This window comes from Sphingobacterium alkalisoli, assembly GCF_005049105.1.
Taxonomy (GTDB): Bacteria; Bacteroidota; Bacteroidia; order Sphingobacteriales; family Sphingobacteriaceae; genus Sphingobacterium; species Sphingobacterium alkalisoli.
Window position 1 is genome coordinate 464,645 of sequence record NZ_SUKA01000001.1, and the last position, 17,115, is coordinate 481,759.

The window sequence follows — 17,115 nt, forward strand, 5'->3', positions numbered from 1 at the left end:
TTTCTAGTTTGTTGTATCTCTCTTCTCAATGACAATTCCCTCAATGGATTTTCCTGCGAGGGATTGTTTCTTTAACGCATTGTATATCTGATTAACGTATGCTAAATTCCAATTGAATTAAACTGGAGATCGTACAGGTTTTTGTAATGTCCGTCTAGAGCAAGAAGTTCCTGATGTGATCCCATTTCCTTAATCTCTCCTTTATCAAGTACGATGATTTTATCCGCTTTTTGAATAGTAGACAATCGGTGGGCGATGACAATGGCCGTTCTTCCTTCCATCAAATTGTCAATAGCAGATTGAATAAGCTGCTCGGTTTCTGTGTCAATTGAAGATGTAGCCTCGTCGAGAATTAATATCTTAGGATCATGTACTAGCGCACGTATGAAGGATACCAATTGAGCTTGTCCTGCGGAAAGTGTAGCTCCTCGTTCTTGTACTTCATAGTTGAAATCATTTGGAAGACGCATAATGAAGTCATAGGCTCCAACTTTTTTGGCCGCCTCTATAACATTCTTTTTATGGATAGAGGGGTCACGTAATGTAATATTGTTTAAAACTGTGTCTGAGAATAGGAATACATCTTGCAATACTGTAGCGATAGTTTTGCGTAAAAAGTTTAAATCGTATGTGCGAATATCTACACCATCTAAAAGGATTTCTCCTTTTTGAATTTCGTAAAATCGACTTAAAATATTGATGGTAGAGGATTTTCCGGCTCCCGTGGCGCCTACAAGTGCCAAGGTCTCTCCGGCACGCACTTTAAAGTTTACGTCTTTTAATATCCATTTTTCATCGTTATACGCAAACCACACGTTTTTAAATTCAATCTCGCCACGTACATGATCGGGTTTGTATGTTCCTTTATTGGGAGTGGACTCTTTGGTATCCAATACTTCAAATATCCGCTCCGCTGAAACCATTCCCATTTGAAGCGTGTTAAACTTATCAATAAGCTCGCGGATAGGTCTGAAAATCATGTTGATGTACATCAAAAAGGCGACTACCACTCCAGGTGATATGACGTCACCCAATATTTGCTTCGATCCGTACCACACCAACAAGCCAGTTGCGATTGCTATGATAATTTCTAACACCGGAAAGAAAATAGAGAAATACCAGTTCGCGCGAATATGTGCATTCCGATGTTCTTTGTTGATGGCCTCAAATTTTCGGATTTCCTGCTCTTCCCTTGCGAAATATTGAATTAAACCCATTCCCGAAATATGCTCTTGTAGAAATGTATTGAGGTTCGAAACCCAAAGTCTTACGGATTGAAAAGCAGATTTCATGGCTTCCTTAAAAACATATGTTGCACCTATCATCAAAGGCATGGGTATCAGTACAATTAGAGTAAGACGCCAGTCTGTATAAAACATGACCCCGAGAATAACAACCAATTGTAGCAAATCTCCTATAATTTGGATTAATCCTTCGGAAAAAATATTGGATATAGTTTCAAGGTCGGAGATTGTACGTGTGATCAATCTCCCAATAGGTGTATTGTCAAAGTATTTTAATCTAAGATTAGTAATATGATTGAATACCTGAATCCGAATATCCCGAATGACCGATTGTCCTAGCGTATTGGTAGTTAACGTGTGGAAATACCTTATAACTGTTTGCGCGATTAGCAAAAGCAGCATAATGATCAGCATCGTTGTTAAACCACTGTAGTTAGCGGATAAAATATATCGATCGAGCGTATGTTCTATCAGGAGGGGAAGAGCGGGAGCTACAGCGGCCAGCAATATAGTCAATATAACGGATACCCAAAATATACGACGATATGGCCGCATATATTTCGTTAGCCTAGCGATCAATCTGCTGTCGTATGCTTTCCCTACTATTTTAGTATCTTTCAATGTTATTTTTTAATGGGTCAATATAAGGATATTTTATCTTAGTGAGGTATAATCCATGTGCTGGTACTGAAGTGCCGGCTTTTGAACGATCCCGACTGGCAAGTACTTCTTCCACATAAGAAATGGGTTTGCCTTTGGCTCCGACTTCTAACAATGTTCCAACAATAGCGCGAACCATATTACGTAGGAACCGGTCTGCAGTAATATGGAAAACCAATTTTTCACCTATCTCCACCCATTGCGCTTCTTTTATAGTACAAATATTTGTGAATACCTGCGTATTTGATTTACTAAAACAACCAAAATCTTTTTTGCCCACTAATAGCCTAGCGGCTTCGTTCAGTCTTTGTACATTAAGTCGATCACGAAGTAGCCAGGACTTATTGATTAAAAAAGGATCTTTTGTGAAATGAATATGGTATTCATATGACCGCTCGGTTGCGTCGAAGCGAGCGTGTGATCCGGATGCCACTTCTAAAAGTCGTAACACAGCAATGTCAAATGGGAGTAGGGCATTAAGCGAATGTATGAATCGGTCGGGACTGTTGATAAGTGATGCATTATCGCTGTCAAAGTGTACATATAATTGCTTCGCATGTACGCCAGTATCCGTCCTTCCGGCACCAAGGGTGGCCACTTCTTCCCGGAGTAAAGTCCCTAAAGCATAATCTAGTTTTTCCTGTACGGATACCGCATTAGGCTGTATTTGCCAGCCATGGTAAGCGGTGCCATCGTAAGCAACTTCTAAAAAAAAGCGTTTTATACCTTTCACCAAGCAAAGGTACGTAAATTAGTAATGCACTAAAATGTCTAGTAGACCTAAAAGGTTTAAAAGATGGAAAAATGACGATAAGCGTATGATTTGGATATCGAGATTGAATTGTGCCATAAACTAAATGGCTTTTTTTGTGTTTATAGGGTATTCCATCTGAGAAGTATGCTGTTAACAGCAGATAAGCGTTAGATACTTGCATTTGAACGACAAGTTATCTAAGTTTGTTGTCAATTAAAATATCGATATTATATGATACAACGCATTCAAACAATATGGTTACTACTAGCTAGCCTTGCCATTTTTGGTCTATTTTTATTCCCTTATTTAAATTATAACGATTTAGTAGGCTTAGGTAAAAAATTGTATGTGACTGGTTCCTATACCGCTGTAAATGGTGAACCTATAAAACAGCACACGAATATACTGCAGATGATAGCGACGATAGCCCTGGGGCTATTTCCTATTTATATTATTTTCCAGTTCAAAAATAGGAAGCGTCAGATATCATTGGTTTTAATAGAAATTTTACTGATTGTTTTATTTGCTGTTTGGCTTATCGTGACTGCGAATAACACGCTTTCTCTAATCTCACAATCTATTGGAGCGAATAATATTGGTATTGGATTTTTCTTATTACCCACAACAGTTATACTTCTGGGAATGGCTGTTGGTGGTATCCGTAAGGATGACAAGATTATCAAATCAGCAGATCGTTTAAGATAATAAAAAGATGAAAGAGATAATTTGGAGTTTATTTTTTGTAGTATTCACACATTTGGTGTTTGCGCAGGAAACAGATACTGCAACCGTCCTTGTGGATGAAATTCAGGTAGACGTAAAGAATGTTGCACTTTCTTCAAAAGGAGATACAGCTATTGTAGACTTGTTTTTGATATCCTATCAGCGGCATCCCCGAGAGTTTAAGTTAAACACATATGCTACACAAGTCGCTGATTCGAAAGGAAATTTTCATTTATATGATAATATGAAGATGGGAAAAGTACTTGTCTTATTAGCGCATCGTCAAAATTATCTTCATTATTTCATGGAAGAGGATATTCCTGTACCTTTTCAAATCAAAGTCGCAAATTGGACGAAGGAGAGGGGGCGCCCTACACACGTAAAGCTCGTGTTTGAAGACAGTAAAGAAGAGGGTAAATATGTAGAGAAAGTTGTTGAGTTATAATCAGTAAAAAAAGACTAACAATTTGTTAGCCTTTTTTATCTTGAATACCTGAATTGTTGTTTATCCATCATCGCCATCTGGTCCTTCATCATCTTGATCTGATCGGCTAACAATTTGTTTTTATCGGCCTTTTTAGCCTCCTGTAGTAATTTTTCAGCTTCCCTTTTGTTGCGTTTTGCCATCATTACACCGGCCAAACTTAGTTTTGCCAAAGCAACGTTATGATCCATATGCAAACCTAATGTCAATGCCTTTTTAAAGAATTTCTCGGATTGCATAGGGGCACGTTGCGACTGAATAAGGCCTAATAGCAAATGATAATACCCCTGTTGAGCCGAAATAAGCTGCTTTTCGTAATCTTTAATATTATTCAACCACTTCTCCGCATGAGCTATATTTTGCTTACGAAAATACCACTGCGCAATAAGCATATTTTCGTTAAAAAAAACAGTTACCCAAGCTAGTATCGTAACCAATATGCCTAAAATACCCCAGCCCCAATGACCAAACCAAAACAACGCAATGGTTCCCACCAATAAAAGACTACTAATTATTATGCGTACTAAATTTGACATCTCTCCTCTTTCTATTTTTATCTACAAACTTAGATAAAATTGTCTTTATATACAATTTAATTGAGGTTGTATATAAAGGTAATTATTCATCAAGACTTTTTTTTCATAAATTAGTTGCGGCGATCGATTCTACCTAGGTACTGAGTTACGTTGGATGAAGATAAAAATCGAAACTGTTCAAGTTGCTTGAATGATAAAAATGTAAAATTGTATTTTTGAAAGTATGAATAATAAATATCACGAAAGTTGGAGCCCAATATTGAAACCTTTATTCGCTCAAGATTATGTGAGAAAGTTGTCTCACTTTGTTCAGGAAGAGCGCAAACAGTATAAAGTTTTTCCTCCTGAAAATCTTGTTTTTAACGCATTTAAACTTACCAGCTTTCCAGATATTAAAGTAGTGATACTGGGACAGGATCCTTATCACAACGATGGACAGGCTCATGGTTTGTCGTTTTCTGTCCCTGAAGGCATTTCCTTCCCTCCCTCACTTAAAAATATTTTTACAGAATTGGTTTCTGATATTCCTGGTTTTTTTTACCCTAAAACGGGAGATCTGACCAATTGGGCTAAACAGGGTGTTCTACTATTGAATGCAACCTTGACCGTCCGGGCTCATCAAGCAGCTTCTCACCAAAAGATGGGCTGGGAGGAGTTTACGGATTCAATAATTAAGAAAATCTCGGAAGAACGGGAGGGTGTGGTTTTTTTGCTTTGGGGGTCATACGCTCAAAAGAAAAGTATATTTATCGATCCGTCAAAACATCTTATTCTAAAGTCTGTGCATCCGTCACCTTTGTCGGTCTATAGGGGATTTTATGGTTGCAAGCATTTTTCGCAAACGAATTCATATCTTCTTCAGCAAGGAGTGAAGCCAATAGATTGGCAGATTGATTAAGCATACAATTCTGAAGTATCGTTGTACATTTGACTGTTAATCGAAATTCGCTCGACGTGATGGATTTTGTACCTGATTCCCTCTTGTTCGAGATGTGTAAAAAGTAGATGACTATCGTAGACTACTTTCCATGGTTTGTCGAAATCAATAGCTTCTTCTCTTTTTCCAATTACAATGTACTCCAACTCACCGCATGAGGTGTATCGTTTTATGGTCAGCTTATTGTTTTTATCAGTGGGTCTAATAGTGTACCAAGCCCCATCCCCAACACCTCCCAAATACATCGCCTCCTTAGGGATTGCGATCGGCTTTGATCGAAAATCTATGGCTCCAATTATTTGGTCATTCGGTAAGAGGTTTGCTTTTTTGCGGTAGACATTGTCGCGCAATTGCTGGACTAAAAACCAGAATGATTGCCAACGGTTCATTCTAAAGTTTTTTAATCCTTCTTCAGGAGTAAAGGAATATACCATTCTATTTTTAGCCGTATTTACCACATTACTTATCGGACTGGCTTTTATAGTTTCTGGAATGTTAATCCCATGCCAAAAATGGTATTTTAATGCGGCTTTCATGAGCATTCGAGTGATGAAGCGAGAACAGTTGTTGTTATTTTTGGCTATGGCGCCGTAAGGATAGGTTCCTTGCTCTACACAGCTGTCTCCGTATTCTTTTGCTAAATGGAAATCAATATCTTCTGCCACAGAAAAATAAACTCTTCCTTCGCCATACATAGCCGATTTAAGCTCCTCAAAATGACTAATTATCTCTGGCAAATTTATAATCTCCTCGTTTTGAATCGTTGCATTTATTTTTATTTCCAACCGTGGATCGGAAAGTTTGGATCGAGCTCTTCCATATCCTCTTGGGGCGATGTAACGTCCAAAATCGTAAAAGAGCATTTCACCGTTTTTGTGATTTACGATTACTATACCGGTATGGCCAACTTTAAAATTTAAATTTTTGACGAGCCCAATTTTTTTAAAAAGCATCATCCACTTTTCGTCACCCCTTATGGTGGCATCTGGCCAAGTAAGGATAATTGCAAAGTCTTTGAAGGATGATTTTTTTTTGAGCATAGGAACGGGCTAATATTCTAATGGGATGATGGGTTCTTTTTTAGATGTAGACATAATCATCATGGTTTGAAAGGTTTTAACGAAAGGTATCTTCGAAATTTTTTCCATGATAACAGCTTCATAGGCTTTGATGTCTTTAACATATACTTTTAGGATAAAATCACAATTGCCTGTTACATGGTGACATTCCGTTACTTCAGGTATGGATTTTACAGCTTCTACAAATTCTGGAATAGCATTATGCGTATGGAAGTCTAAAGAGATCTGAATGAAAGATTTAATGCCAAGACCCAGCATCTCCTCGTCGACAAAAGCATGATAACTTTTGATAAAACCGCCGTTTTCCAGTTTACGTACACGTTCTAATGTCGGGGCTGGCGAAAGACCAATATTCGTTGCTAATTGAAGGTTGGTGATACGTCCGTTTTCCTGTAACAACCGCAAAATCTTTAAATCTAATTTATCAAGTTGAGATGTCATATTGTCTGATGATAATATCAAAGGTTGGTAAATATACAAATTTATCTGAAGCCAAATTCCATAAAACCTAGATATCACTAAAAACTATTTTTATACCAATTTAAAATAGTTTTAATTTATTTGCTATCATTTTTATGTCATATAAATTAGACAAAAATGCTTATATCATTAGAACAAATGATTTTTATCACAAATTTCATCAAAAATGATGCTTAAGCTGTCAAAGGTTACTGTTTTATTGGGGGATAAGTCGTAACTTTGTTGTCCGAAATAGAGTTAGGTGATAGCCTAAATCATATAAAAAGGGAAAAAGTTATGAGTACCAAAGACGACGAGTTACTAAAAGAGCTGGAGCAGGAGGAATATAAATACGGTTTTACAACCGATATTGAAATGGATATCGCGCCAAGGGGATTGAATGAAGATACCGTTCGCATGATTTCTGCAAAGAAAAATGAACCGGAGTGGTTATTGGAATGGAGATTAAAAGCCTTTCGTCATTTTTTAACAATGAAGATGCCTACTTGGCAAAATTTTAAGAACCCAGAAGTTGACTTTCAAGATCTATCGTATTATGCAGCTCCCAAGCCTAAAAAACTACTGGAGAGTTTGGATGAAGTTGATCCAGAATTGCTTTCTACGTTTGCTAAGTTGGGAATTCCGTTAGATGAGCAAAAGATATTAGCGGGTGTTGTGGCTGTAGATGCCGTTTTCGATTCTGTATCTGTAAAAACCACTTTTCGCGAGAAGTTAAAAGAAAAGGGTGTAATATTTTGTTCATTTGGAGAAGCTGTACAGGAGCATCCTGAGTTGGTTAAAGCATATTTAGGTACAGTAGTACCTCAGACCGATAATGTGTACGCGGCGTTAAATTCTGCGGTGTTTTCTGATGGTTCATTTGTGTACATACCTAAAGGGGTTCATTGTCCAATGGAGTTATCTACCTATTTCCGAATTAATGCACAGAATACTGGGCAGTTTGAGCGAACATTAATCATCGCAGATGAAGGTTCGTATGTGTCTTACCTTGAAGGCTGTACAGCGCCAATGCGTGATGAAAACCAATTGCATGCGGCGGTAGTGGAATTGATTGCACAGCGAGATGCAGAAATAAAATACTCAACTGTTCAGAACTGGTATCCGGGTGATAAAAATGGAATCGGTGGAATTTACAACTTCGTAACCAAACGAGGTATATGTAAAGGCGACAATTCTAAGATATCTTGGACTCAGGTTGAAACAGGGTCTGCGATTACTTGGAAATATCCGGGTGTAATTTTGAAAGGCGACAATTCGGTAGGAGAATTTTACTCTGTAGCGATGACGCGTAATAAGCAGTTAGCGGATACAGGTACAAAGATGATCCACCTAGGTAAAAACACCAAATCGAAAATTATTTCTAAAGGAATCTCTGCAGGAAATAGTCATAATAGCTATCGGGGGCTGGTGAAAATTGGACCAAATGCGGATAATGCACGTAATTTTACGCAATGCGACTCGTTGTTGATTGGAGATCGTTGTGGTGCACATACTTTTCCGTATATAGAGAGTAAAAATAAATCGGCGAAATTGGAGCATGAAGCCACAACCTCAAAAATTGGCGAGGATCAGGTGTTCTATTTAAACCAACGTGGTATTGATTCAGAAAAGGCAGTAGGGCTAATCGTAAACGGTTATGCAAAAGAGGTGCTAAATCAACTCCCAATGGAATTCGCTGTCGAGGCACAAAAACTATTAGCGATTTCTCTAGAAGGATCAGTAGGATAATTTAAATAATGAAACATTCGGAAGATATCGTTTCATTTCTCAATACGCAATACTAAAAAAATGTTATCAATTAAGAATTTACACGCGTCTGTTGAAGACAAACAAATATTAAAAGGATTAAACTTAGAAGTTAAAGCTGGAGAAGTTCATGCTATAATGGGACCCAATGGTGCTGGAAAAAGCACTTTAGGTAATGTTCTAGCAGGGCGAGATTCGTACGAAGTAACTGACGGTACAGCTTTATTGGATGGAATAGATTTATTGGATCTTTCTCCGGAAGATAGAGCCCGGGAGGGTTTGTTTTTAGCATTCCAATACCCTGTCGAAATTCCTGGTGTATCGAACATCAACTTCTTAAGAACTGCTGTAAACGATATTCGTGAATACAAAGGCCTTCCTCCAATGGAAGCGAAAGAATTCTTACAAATGGTAAAAGAGAGGCAAAAATTAGTCGAGTTCTCGGCGAATTTGGCTAATCGCTCTTTGAACGAGGGTTTTTCAGGCGGTGAGAAAAAGCGTAATGAGATATTTCAATTGGCGATGTTAAATCCTAAATTATCAATTTTGGATGAAACAGATTCCGGATTAGATATTGATGCATTACGTATCGTCGCAAAAGGGGTAAACCAATTGCGTTCTAAAGAAAATGCTTTTGTCGTTATCACGCATTACCAACGTCTCTTGGATTACATCGTTCCGGATTTTGTACACGTACTACACGATGGCCGCATAGTAAAAACAGGAACGAAAGACTTGGCGTTGGAGTTAGAGGAAAAAGGATACGACTGGTTAAAAGAATTAGATGCGCAAAATGCCTAATCGGTTTTACGACAATTAATTGAGGTGATGAGCGGATTGATAATAAATAACATGAGTACATTAGTAGCAAATTCTTTATTCCAACAGTTGACATCGACGTTCCGAGAATTGGAAATGTCGAACGAACCTTCGACTCTTAAAGCAATACGTCAAGAAGCGTTTGATCGTTTTGAGAGGGAGGGTTTCCCTACAGTAAAAGATGAAGATTGGAAATATACAAATATTAAAAATCTTGTCAATAAAACGTACTTATTGAATGAAGATGTAGATCTCGCAGATATTGATTTTAGTAAAGCCGATATTCCTAATTTGGACGCACATCGTATTGTATTGATTAACGGTCAATATGTGATGGCATTTTCTTCTTTGGAAGACGAAATAGGAGTTATGGTAAAATCAATCGAGGATGCTGCTCAAGAGGACGGATTTAAAAAGCATTTTGCACAATATGCAGATAAAACCGATAATGTCTTAGTCGCGTTAAATACGGCTTTATACACGTCTGGGATTTATCTGTACGTTGGAAAAAATAAAGTGGTTTCTAAACCAATTCATATTATCCACATTGCAACTGGAAGTGCAGCATTCTTTTCGCAAACACGTAACTTATTCGTGGTAGAAGCTAATGCTGAAGTTGAGTTGATCGAATCTTTTATTACTTTGAACAATACAGCAGAGAACCTACATAATAAGGTGACTGAAATTGTATTGGAGGAAAATGCAAAAGTACAGCATTACTATTTGCAATTAGCTGCGGATAGCGGAAGCTACATCAATCACACAGAAATTTATCAACAACAACATAGTTTATATAATAATTATAATTGTACTTTTCCTGGAGTTTCGTTTGTAAGGAATAACATTAATGTACGATTGGATGCCGAGAATGTGGAATCACATTTATATGGTATCAATTTACTGAAAGACAGTCAGTTTGCAGATAATCATACGATTGTAGATCACCTGAAACCTCATTGCGAATCATATGAATGGTACAAAAACATTCCTCAAGATTCCTCAACTGCGGTTTTTAATGGTAAGATTTTTGTGCGTGAAGATGCCCAAAAAACGAATGCATTTCAGCAAAATAATAACATGTTGATAGGAGATAAATCAACGGTTTATACCAAACCGCAGCTAGAGATTTTTGCGGATGATGTTAAATGTTCACATGGCTGCACAATGGGACAATTCGACGATGAAGCTCTGTTTTATTTAAGAGCCCGTGGTATTGGTGAAGAATCTGCCCGAATTTTACTCGTCCATGCTTTTGCATTTGACGTTACTTCCCGGTTTTCCAATGAAGCGGTGAGAAAGTATGTGGAAGGTCTTGTAGCGGAAGGATTGGAAAAAAAATAATATTAATATAGTTTTAGTAGAGGAAGCGTTTGGATGAAGATTCAAGCGCTTCCTTATTTTTCAAGCTAACTACGTCTAATAAAAACAGCCTTCGAAATTTTCGAAGGCTGTTTTTATTAGAGCGAAAGACGAGATTCGAACTCGCGACCCCAACCTTGGCAAGGTTGTGCTCTACCAACTGAGCTACTTTCGCTGATTGTACCACAAAGTTACAACATGTTTTTCATCTGTCAATAGATAATTTGAAAATTAAATGGTTTATTTCTTTTTCATATCTACATGGAATTAACTTATCTATTTAATAAATATTTACAGATATAATAGATAGTATTAATAGTGTGTTTTTAGAGATATAGCCCTATAACCCCCCTGTTAAACCCCTGTGAACTCCTTGTAAATACCGTATAAATATATAAATTCGTACCTCTTTATTGTGAATTTAAAGACAAGAAAGAATAGCGTATTAAAATTTTATAGCATCTATACAATTTATGCCATCGATAGCGGCAGAAACTATGCCGCCCGCATAGCCTGCTCCTTCTGCGCAAGGATATAGACCTTTAACTTGTGGATGTTGAAATGTTGTTTTGTCTCGCGGGATGCGGATTGGTGAAGATGTGCGCGATTCTACGCCAACTAGCAGCGCTTCATTTGTATAATATCCGCGCATTTTCTTACCGAAAAGAGGTAGAGCAGCTTTCAAGGTTTTCGATACGAAGTCTGGCAGCACTTCTTTCAGGTTCGCGGACAAAACACCAGGCTTGTATGAATTTGATGGCAGATCAGTTGATATTCTATTTTCAACAAAATCTACCATACGTTGTCCAGGTGCAACCAATTTGCCTCCACCAAATTGGAAAGCCTTTTGTTCAATCTGCCGCTGAAATTCCAATAAAGCAAAAGGATTGCTCACAGCGCTAGGAATGTCTGCGATATTGATCTGAATAACTGTTCCGGAATTAGCATGTGGATTATTCCGCTTGGAAGGGGACCATCCATTTACAACGATTTCGCCGTCGCTTGTTGCACATGGCGCAATAATTCCACCGGGACACATGCAGAAAGAAAATACACCTCTATCATTCACCTGCTCTACCAAACTGTAATAGGCAGGAGGGAGATTTTCATGACGTATATCACAATGATATTGTGCCCTATCAATGATTTGTTGAGGATGTTCGATGCGTACACCTAAAGCGAAAGATTTCGCTTCTAATAGCCAGTTTTTTTGACGAAACAGTTCGAATATGTCTCTTGCCGAATGCCCAGTGGCTAAGATTACATGTTCAGCGTCTATGGTTTGTCCTTTGTCTGTGATTACACCACGTACGCTACCAAAGGTTTCATTAATGTCAATTACCCGAGTGTCAAACTGTACTTCACCGCCCATTTCCAAGATAAGTGAACGGATACTTTCAATAATGTGGGGCAATTTATTCGTGCCTATATGGGGGCGTGCATCCACTAATATATCTGGAGTAGCCCCATGATCCACAAATATGGATAATACTTTCTGTACATCGCCACGTTTATTTGAACGTGTGTATAGTTTACCGTCTGAATAAGTTCCGGCACCGCCCTCGCCAAAACAATAATTGGAGTCTGGATTTACCGATCCTTCACGATTTATCTTTGCCAGATCTCTCCGACGATCCTGTACTGGCTTTCCCCTTTCAATAACAATTGGTTTTAGTCCCCGCTCTATACAGCGGTATGCCGCGAAAAGGCCTGCCGGCCCCGCGCCAACGATAATTACAGTTTTAGCATCTTTAACGCTTTTTAGGTTGCTTTTAGAGGTCTCCACTGCCATCTCTTCATCAATGAAAAATACAACACGTATGCGGTAAAAAGCCTGACGATTCCGAGCATCTATAGATCTTTTACGAACGTGAAGACCTTTAATCCGTTTTTTATCGATCTTTAGTTTCAGGGCTCCTTGTTCCTCTATATAAACCGTATCGTTGATGAAGTCGGGAACGATTGCTAATTCTATTTCTTGTTGCATAAGTAGCTGCTGGGTATTTATCCCAAAACATACAAAGGTAGCAATTAAGTTAAAATTTAGAATAAACGGTGTTTGGCATTTGCTTTGTCTTAATTTTTATTTGTAATTTTAGGAAAATATAGTTTGAAAAAATTAGACATGAAAAGATTATTAGTCGCTTTAATGGGCTTATTTGCAGCCCTTTCTTTTAGTTCTTGTGGTTATAACACGATGGTTTCAAAAGATGAAAATGTAAAAGGAAAATGGGCTCAAGTTGAAAATGCATATCAACGTCGAGCAGATTTGATCCCGAATTTAGTTGCTACGGTAAAAGGTGCTGCTGAACATGAAGAAAATACGCTAACAGCTGTTGTAGAGGCACGAGCTAAAGCTACTTCGGTGACAGTTGATCCTTCTAACTTATCGGAAGAGGCGATTGCTAATTATCAACAAACTCAAGACGCATTATCCCAATCTATTGGTCGACTGTTGGTGAGTGTTGAAGCGTACCCTGATTTGAAAGCGAATTCGAATTTCCAGGAATTGCAAGCACAGTTGGAGGGTACTGAAAATCGTATATCTGTTGAACGTAGAGCTTATAATGAAGCCGTTCAAGATTACAATACGACGGTTAGAAGTTTTCCGAACAATATCATGGCGGGTATTTTCGGTTTTAAGGCCAAAGGAACATTTACAGCTGCTGAAGGCGCTGATAAGGCACCGACAGTCTCATTTTAGGATAATAAGAAACACAGTTGGGGAAGATGAATGCAAGATTATATCATATTAGCATTCATCTTCTTTTTTTGAATTAGAGATAAAAAATGGCAGTATTAAGCGCAGAGGAGCAAGAAAGGGTAGTTCACGCCATCAGTTTGGCAGAAAATAAAACGTCCGGCGAGATTCGGGTCGTTGTGGAGAATATAGTGGGTGATGTAGAACCTATTGCTAAGGCTAGACAGTATTTTGAAGAACTAGAAATGCATAAGACCGTACTGCGAAGTGGTGTGCTAATATATCTTGCAGTAGCAGATCATCAGTTTGCGATTATAGGGGATGTAGGCATTGATCAACGTGTTCAACATGGGTTTTGGGAAAGTACGACAGAGAAAATGGTTTCCTTTTTTCGGAATGGGGATTATGTAAATGGTCTAATTGAAGGGATTCACGAAGCAGGGAATCAGCTACAGCATTTTTTTCCTAGAAAAGAAGATGATATTAACGAACTTCCTAACGATATATATTTTGGAAAGCACTGATAGCATGATGAGGAAAACTTGTATGAAGATTACGATCAGGGTTAAAATTTTATTTGCCGTATTGCTATTTATCGGATTAGGTCATACCTCTTTAGTAGGTCAGGACCTACCTTCCGCCCCAAGCAGCTTAGTAAGTGACTTCACCAATACGTTAAGTGGCAGCGAAGTAAATGATTTGGAACAAAAGCTTCTAGCTTTTGAAGATAGTACATCCATTCAAATTGCTGTTGTTTTGATAAATTCTACCAACGGGTATGATATAGCCGATTATGCCGTTCGGTTGGCTCAAAAATGGGGTGTTGGACAGTCGAAATATGATAATGGGATCATGATACTAGCAGCGATCGGGGATCGTGCTGTTACCATTCAGACAGGATATGGCGTTGAAGGTGCTGTACCCGATGCGATTGCTTTCCGGATCATCGAGAATGATATAAAGCCGAATTTTCGTCGCAGTGCATACTATGCTGGACTAAATTCGGCGACTAATTCTATAATTTCGTATACCAAAGGAGAATATAAGGCTGATCCCAAAGCGGAAGAAAATTCGGGCGGAAAAGGCAGCAGCTTGCTATTTGTTATTATTATCTTTATTGTTATCGCACTCATCTCAAAAGGTGGCGGTGGGGGAAAGAATAAAGGTGGGCGTATGATGAATGGTAAGGGGTCTTCCGACTTATTCTGGTGGGCTTTGTTGCATGGACTAGCCGGCGGAGGCGGTCGATCTAGTGGATCAGGTGGTTTTGGAGGTGGCGACTTCGGCGGCGGAAGTGGTGGCTTTGGAGGCTTCGGTGGAGGAGGCTTCGGCGGAGGTGGCGCGAGTGGTAGATGGTAACACAATAAATAATAAAAAAAGACATTTAAATAATATGAAGAATTTAATTTTACTGGGGGCGGCTTTAGCCCCGTCTCTATTGTTCGCTCAAGAAGACTATACTATCAAAGGTAAGATAGGAGCTTTTAGTTCGCCAGCTAAGGTATATATGCAATATGCTGATCAAGGGCAACGCCTGCTAGATTCAGCAATTATCACGAACGGTGAGTTTAAGTTTAATGGCACAGTACAGGAGCCTACGCAGGCTTATTTGATCCTTTCCTTGGAGGGACTTCCACTTCGCGAATTGCAAAATCCCGATGTTAATTCAATATACCTTTCTAAGGGCGTTATCAACATAACGGGGGCTGAACTAAAAACGGCTACCATTTCTGGGAACGCGCTAAATGAAGAGATGACTGTGTATAAATCGAAGATGAAACCGGTGGAGGAAGGTCTAAAGAGCCTTAACGATGAGTATGCAGCTTCTTCGGCGGAGAAAAAAGAGGATGAAGCTTATATCGCAGACTTGCAAGCGCGCGCAGCAGATTTCTTTAAATTGCAAGCTACCCTTACTGAGCAGTTTATTAATGAAAATCCCAATAGTTATATTTCGTTAAATCTTGTTGATGAAACGCTCAGTCCAGCAAATATCACGACATTTGAGGCTGCTTTTCAAAATTTATCTGCCAACCTGAGAAATTCCACTAAAGGAAAATCGATAGCAGAAAAAATTGAAGGTATGCGCAAATTAGCGGTAGGAGCTACTGCTCCAGACTTTACATTGCCTGATACGAGCGGGAATGATCTATCTCTTTCTTCCTTACGTGGGAAATATGTACTGGTTGATTTTTGGGCAAGTTGGTGCGGACCTTGTAGACATGAAAATCCATTTGTTGTGGCAGCTTACAATAAGTATAAAGATAAGGGATTTACAATTCTAGGTGTATCTTTGGATAATCCAGGGAAAAAAGATGCGTGGATGAAAGCGATTGAAGACGATCAATTGGCGCAATGGACTCATGTGTCTGATCTTCAAGGTTGGCAATCTGATGTGGTAAAATTATATTCTATTCGCGGAATTCCACAAAACTATCTATTAGATCAAGATGGGAAAATTGTTGCTTCCAATTTGCGGGGAGCAGCTTTGGATGAAAAGTTGGCTGAATTATTAAATTAATTGTTTTACGTAAAAAAACGAAAGGGACTTAAATTTTAAGGCCCTTTCGTTCTTTATAAAGATAATATCTCCACTATTCGTGTGAGGTTTGTATTTATTTTGTTGATGTGTTTTATAGCCTTGTTGAAAGGTGTGAACTGCACGTTTCCACATATTAACCCCGCCATTTCCCCTCGCCGACCTTCTAGAAGGCCTTCTACTGCCGCGACACCTAGACGACTTGCCAATACCCGATCCATACAAGTAGGTTTTCCGCCACGTTGAATATGCCCTAATATTGATACTCTCACGTCGTAATGCGGAAAGTTGGATGTGATTTTTTCCGCTACAACTAATCCACCTTCTTTGTCACCTTCAGCAACGATGATAATCCGCGAGGATTTATTTTTTCGTGATTTGTCAAGACGCTTCATAATGGCATCATAATCCACTTCCAATTCGGGAATAAGCACAGCTTCTGCTCCCGTGCTAATGCCGGATCGCAAAGCGATCAACCCGGAGTCACGTCCCATTACTTCTACGACAAATAAACGGTCATGAGATTCTGCTGTATCTCTAATTTTGTCTACTGCATCTACTACTGTATTAATTGCCGTATCGTAACCAATCGTGAAGTCGGTGCCCGCCAAATCATTATCGATCGTCCCTGGCATACCAATTATAGGAATGTCAAACTCTTCGATAAACTTCGATGCGCCAGTGAAAGTGCCATCACCTCCAATTACCACTAAGGCATCAATATCTAGTTTTTTAATGTTTTCGTAAGCCTTTTTACGACCTTCGTAATCTCTAAATTCTTCGCTTCTAGCTGTCTTTAATACAGTGCCACCGCGTTGAATGATATTTGCAACAGATTTAGCATCCATGGGAATTATTTCTCCATTTACCAAACCATCATACCCTCTTTTTATTCCAAAAACATTTAATCCGTGATATATTCCTGTTCTTACTACCGCACGTATGCCTGCATTCATACCTGGTGCATCTCCCCCTGATGTTAGAACTGCTATATTTTTTATTTTACTCATATGTTCAAACTTAGATAATTTACTTATATATACAAAACAATATAATT

General features: G+C 38.6%; 17 protein-coding genes and 1 tRNA gene. 10 read left to right on the plus strand and 8 right to left on the minus strand.

The annotated features are described in order from the left end of the window. Window positions 1-101 precede the first annotated feature (101 nt). Both FAZ19_RS01755 and truA read right to left on the minus strand, forming a co-directional pair. On the minus strand, window positions 102-1,865 hold the full coding sequence (locus FAZ19_RS01755; RefSeq protein WP_136818877.1) for an ABC transporter ATP-binding protein: 1,764 nt from the start codon (window positions 1,863-1,865) through the stop codon (window positions 102-104). Beyond that, window positions 1,852-2,637 (minus strand): tRNA pseudouridine(38-40) synthase TruA, encoded by a 786-nt coding sequence (gene truA, locus FAZ19_RS01760; RefSeq protein ID WP_211245413.1) that lies wholly within the window; start codon window positions 2,635-2,637, stop codon window positions 1,852-1,854. Before truA ends, FAZ19_RS01755 begins: the two co-directional genes overlap by 14 nt. Window positions 2,638-2,889: 252 nt before the next feature. On the opposite strand from truA, the gene FAZ19_RS01765 reads away from it, so the two are divergent. Then, window positions 2,890-3,363 carry a DUF4293 domain-containing protein gene (locus FAZ19_RS01765; RefSeq protein WP_136818879.1) on the plus strand — a complete coding sequence of 158 codons (474 nt, stop codon included), beginning with the start codon at window positions 2,890-2,892 and terminating at the stop codon, window positions 3,361-3,363. 7 nt (window positions 3,364-3,370) lie between these two features. Next, the gene (locus FAZ19_RS01770) at window positions 3,371-3,826 is read left to right on the plus strand and encodes a hypothetical protein (protein WP_136818880.1); all 456 of its coding nucleotides are present in this window, start codon (window positions 3,371-3,373) and stop codon (window positions 3,824-3,826) included. Window positions 3,827-3,861: 35 nt separating this feature from the next. On the opposite strand, the gene FAZ19_RS01775 is transcribed toward FAZ19_RS01770, so the two are convergent. Continuing rightward, entirely contained in the window at window positions 3,862-4,401 is a 540-nt protein-coding gene (locus tag FAZ19_RS01775; protein WP_136818881.1) for a DUF2892 domain-containing protein, read from the minus strand. 223 nt (window positions 4,402-4,624) lie between these two features. Here FAZ19_RS01775 and ung point away from each other — a divergent pair, with 223 nt between their 5' ends. Beyond that, window positions 4,625-5,299, plus strand: coding sequence for a uracil-DNA glycosylase (gene ung, locus FAZ19_RS01780; RefSeq protein WP_136818882.1), 675 nt, complete (start codon window positions 4,625-4,627; stop codon window positions 5,297-5,299). On the opposite strand, the gene FAZ19_RS01785 is transcribed toward ung, so the two are convergent. Then, window positions 5,296-6,378 carry a DUF6695 family protein gene (locus FAZ19_RS01785; protein ID WP_136818883.1) on the minus strand — a complete coding sequence of 361 codons (1,083 nt, stop codon included), beginning with the start codon at window positions 6,376-6,378 and terminating at the stop codon, window positions 5,296-5,298. The genes ung and FAZ19_RS01785 overlap by 4 nt on opposite strands. A gap of 9 nt (window positions 6,379-6,387) precedes the next feature. After that, entirely contained in the window at window positions 6,388-6,858 is a 471-nt protein-coding gene (locus tag FAZ19_RS01790; protein ID WP_136818884.1) for an Lrp/AsnC family transcriptional regulator, read from the minus strand. Window positions 6,859-7,173: 315 nt separating this feature from the next. Between FAZ19_RS01790 and sufB the strand changes: the two genes are divergently transcribed. Genes sufB through sufD form a run of 3 tightly spaced genes read left to right on the plus strand, consistent with a single transcriptional unit; the run spans window position 7,174 to window position 10,803 of the window. After that, the gene (gene sufB, locus FAZ19_RS01795) at window positions 7,174-8,625 is read left to right on the plus strand and encodes a Fe-S cluster assembly protein SufB (protein WP_136818885.1); all 1,452 of its coding nucleotides are present in this window, start codon (window positions 7,174-7,176) and stop codon (window positions 8,623-8,625) included. A gap of 60 nt (window positions 8,626-8,685) precedes the next feature. Beyond that, window positions 8,686-9,444, plus strand: a complete 759-nt coding sequence (gene sufC, locus FAZ19_RS01800) for a Fe-S cluster assembly ATPase SufC (RefSeq protein ID WP_136818886.1) — start codon at window positions 8,686-8,688, stop codon at window positions 9,442-9,444. A 51-nt stretch (window positions 9,445-9,495) separates the two neighbouring features. Then, window positions 9,496-10,803 carry a Fe-S cluster assembly protein SufD gene (gene sufD / locus FAZ19_RS01805; RefSeq protein WP_136818887.1) on the plus strand — a complete coding sequence of 436 codons (1,308 nt, stop codon included), beginning with the start codon at window positions 9,496-9,498 and terminating at the stop codon, window positions 10,801-10,803. A 120-nt stretch (window positions 10,804-10,923) separates the two neighbouring features. Here the strand turns inward: sufD and FAZ19_RS01810 are convergent. Together FAZ19_RS01810 and FAZ19_RS01815 are read right to left on the minus strand one after the other, a co-directional pair. Then, window positions 10,924-10,996 (minus strand) — tRNA-Gly (locus FAZ19_RS01810). Between the two features lie 270 nt (window positions 10,997-11,266). Continuing rightward, window positions 11,267-12,808 carry an NAD(P)/FAD-dependent oxidoreductase gene (locus FAZ19_RS01815; RefSeq protein WP_136818888.1) on the minus strand — a complete coding sequence of 514 codons (1,542 nt, stop codon included), beginning with the start codon at window positions 12,806-12,808 and terminating at the stop codon, window positions 11,267-11,269. 138 nt (window positions 12,809-12,946) lie between these two features. Between FAZ19_RS01815 and FAZ19_RS01820 the strand changes: the two genes are divergently transcribed. From FAZ19_RS01820 to FAZ19_RS01835, 4 genes are all read left to right on the plus strand, one after another. After that, window positions 12,947-13,525, plus strand: coding sequence for a LemA family protein (locus FAZ19_RS01820; RefSeq protein WP_136818889.1), 579 nt, complete (start codon window positions 12,947-12,949; stop codon window positions 13,523-13,525). 86 nt (window positions 13,526-13,611) lie between these two features. Next, the gene (locus FAZ19_RS01825; RefSeq protein WP_136818890.1) at window positions 13,612-14,046 is read left to right on the plus strand and encodes a TPM domain-containing protein; all 435 of its coding nucleotides are present in this window, start codon (window positions 13,612-13,614) and stop codon (window positions 14,044-14,046) included. 4 nt (window positions 14,047-14,050) lie between these two features. Further along, on the plus strand, window positions 14,051-14,881 hold the full coding sequence (locus tag FAZ19_RS01830; protein WP_244927450.1) for a TPM domain-containing protein: 831 nt from the start codon (window positions 14,051-14,053) through the stop codon (window positions 14,879-14,881). After that, entirely contained in the window at window positions 14,775-16,040 is a 1,266-nt protein-coding gene (locus tag FAZ19_RS01835; protein ID WP_229707304.1) for a TlpA disulfide reductase family protein, read from the plus strand. Before FAZ19_RS01830 ends, FAZ19_RS01835 begins: the two co-directional genes overlap by 107 nt. A gap of 53 nt (window positions 16,041-16,093) precedes the next feature. On the opposite strand, the gene pfkA is transcribed toward FAZ19_RS01835, so the two are convergent. Then, window positions 16,094-17,068 carry a 6-phosphofructokinase gene (gene pfkA, locus FAZ19_RS01840; RefSeq protein ID WP_136818892.1) on the minus strand — a complete coding sequence of 325 codons (975 nt, stop codon included), beginning with the start codon at window positions 17,066-17,068 and terminating at the stop codon, window positions 16,094-16,096. Between the last annotated feature and the right edge of the window lie 47 nt (window positions 17,069-17,115).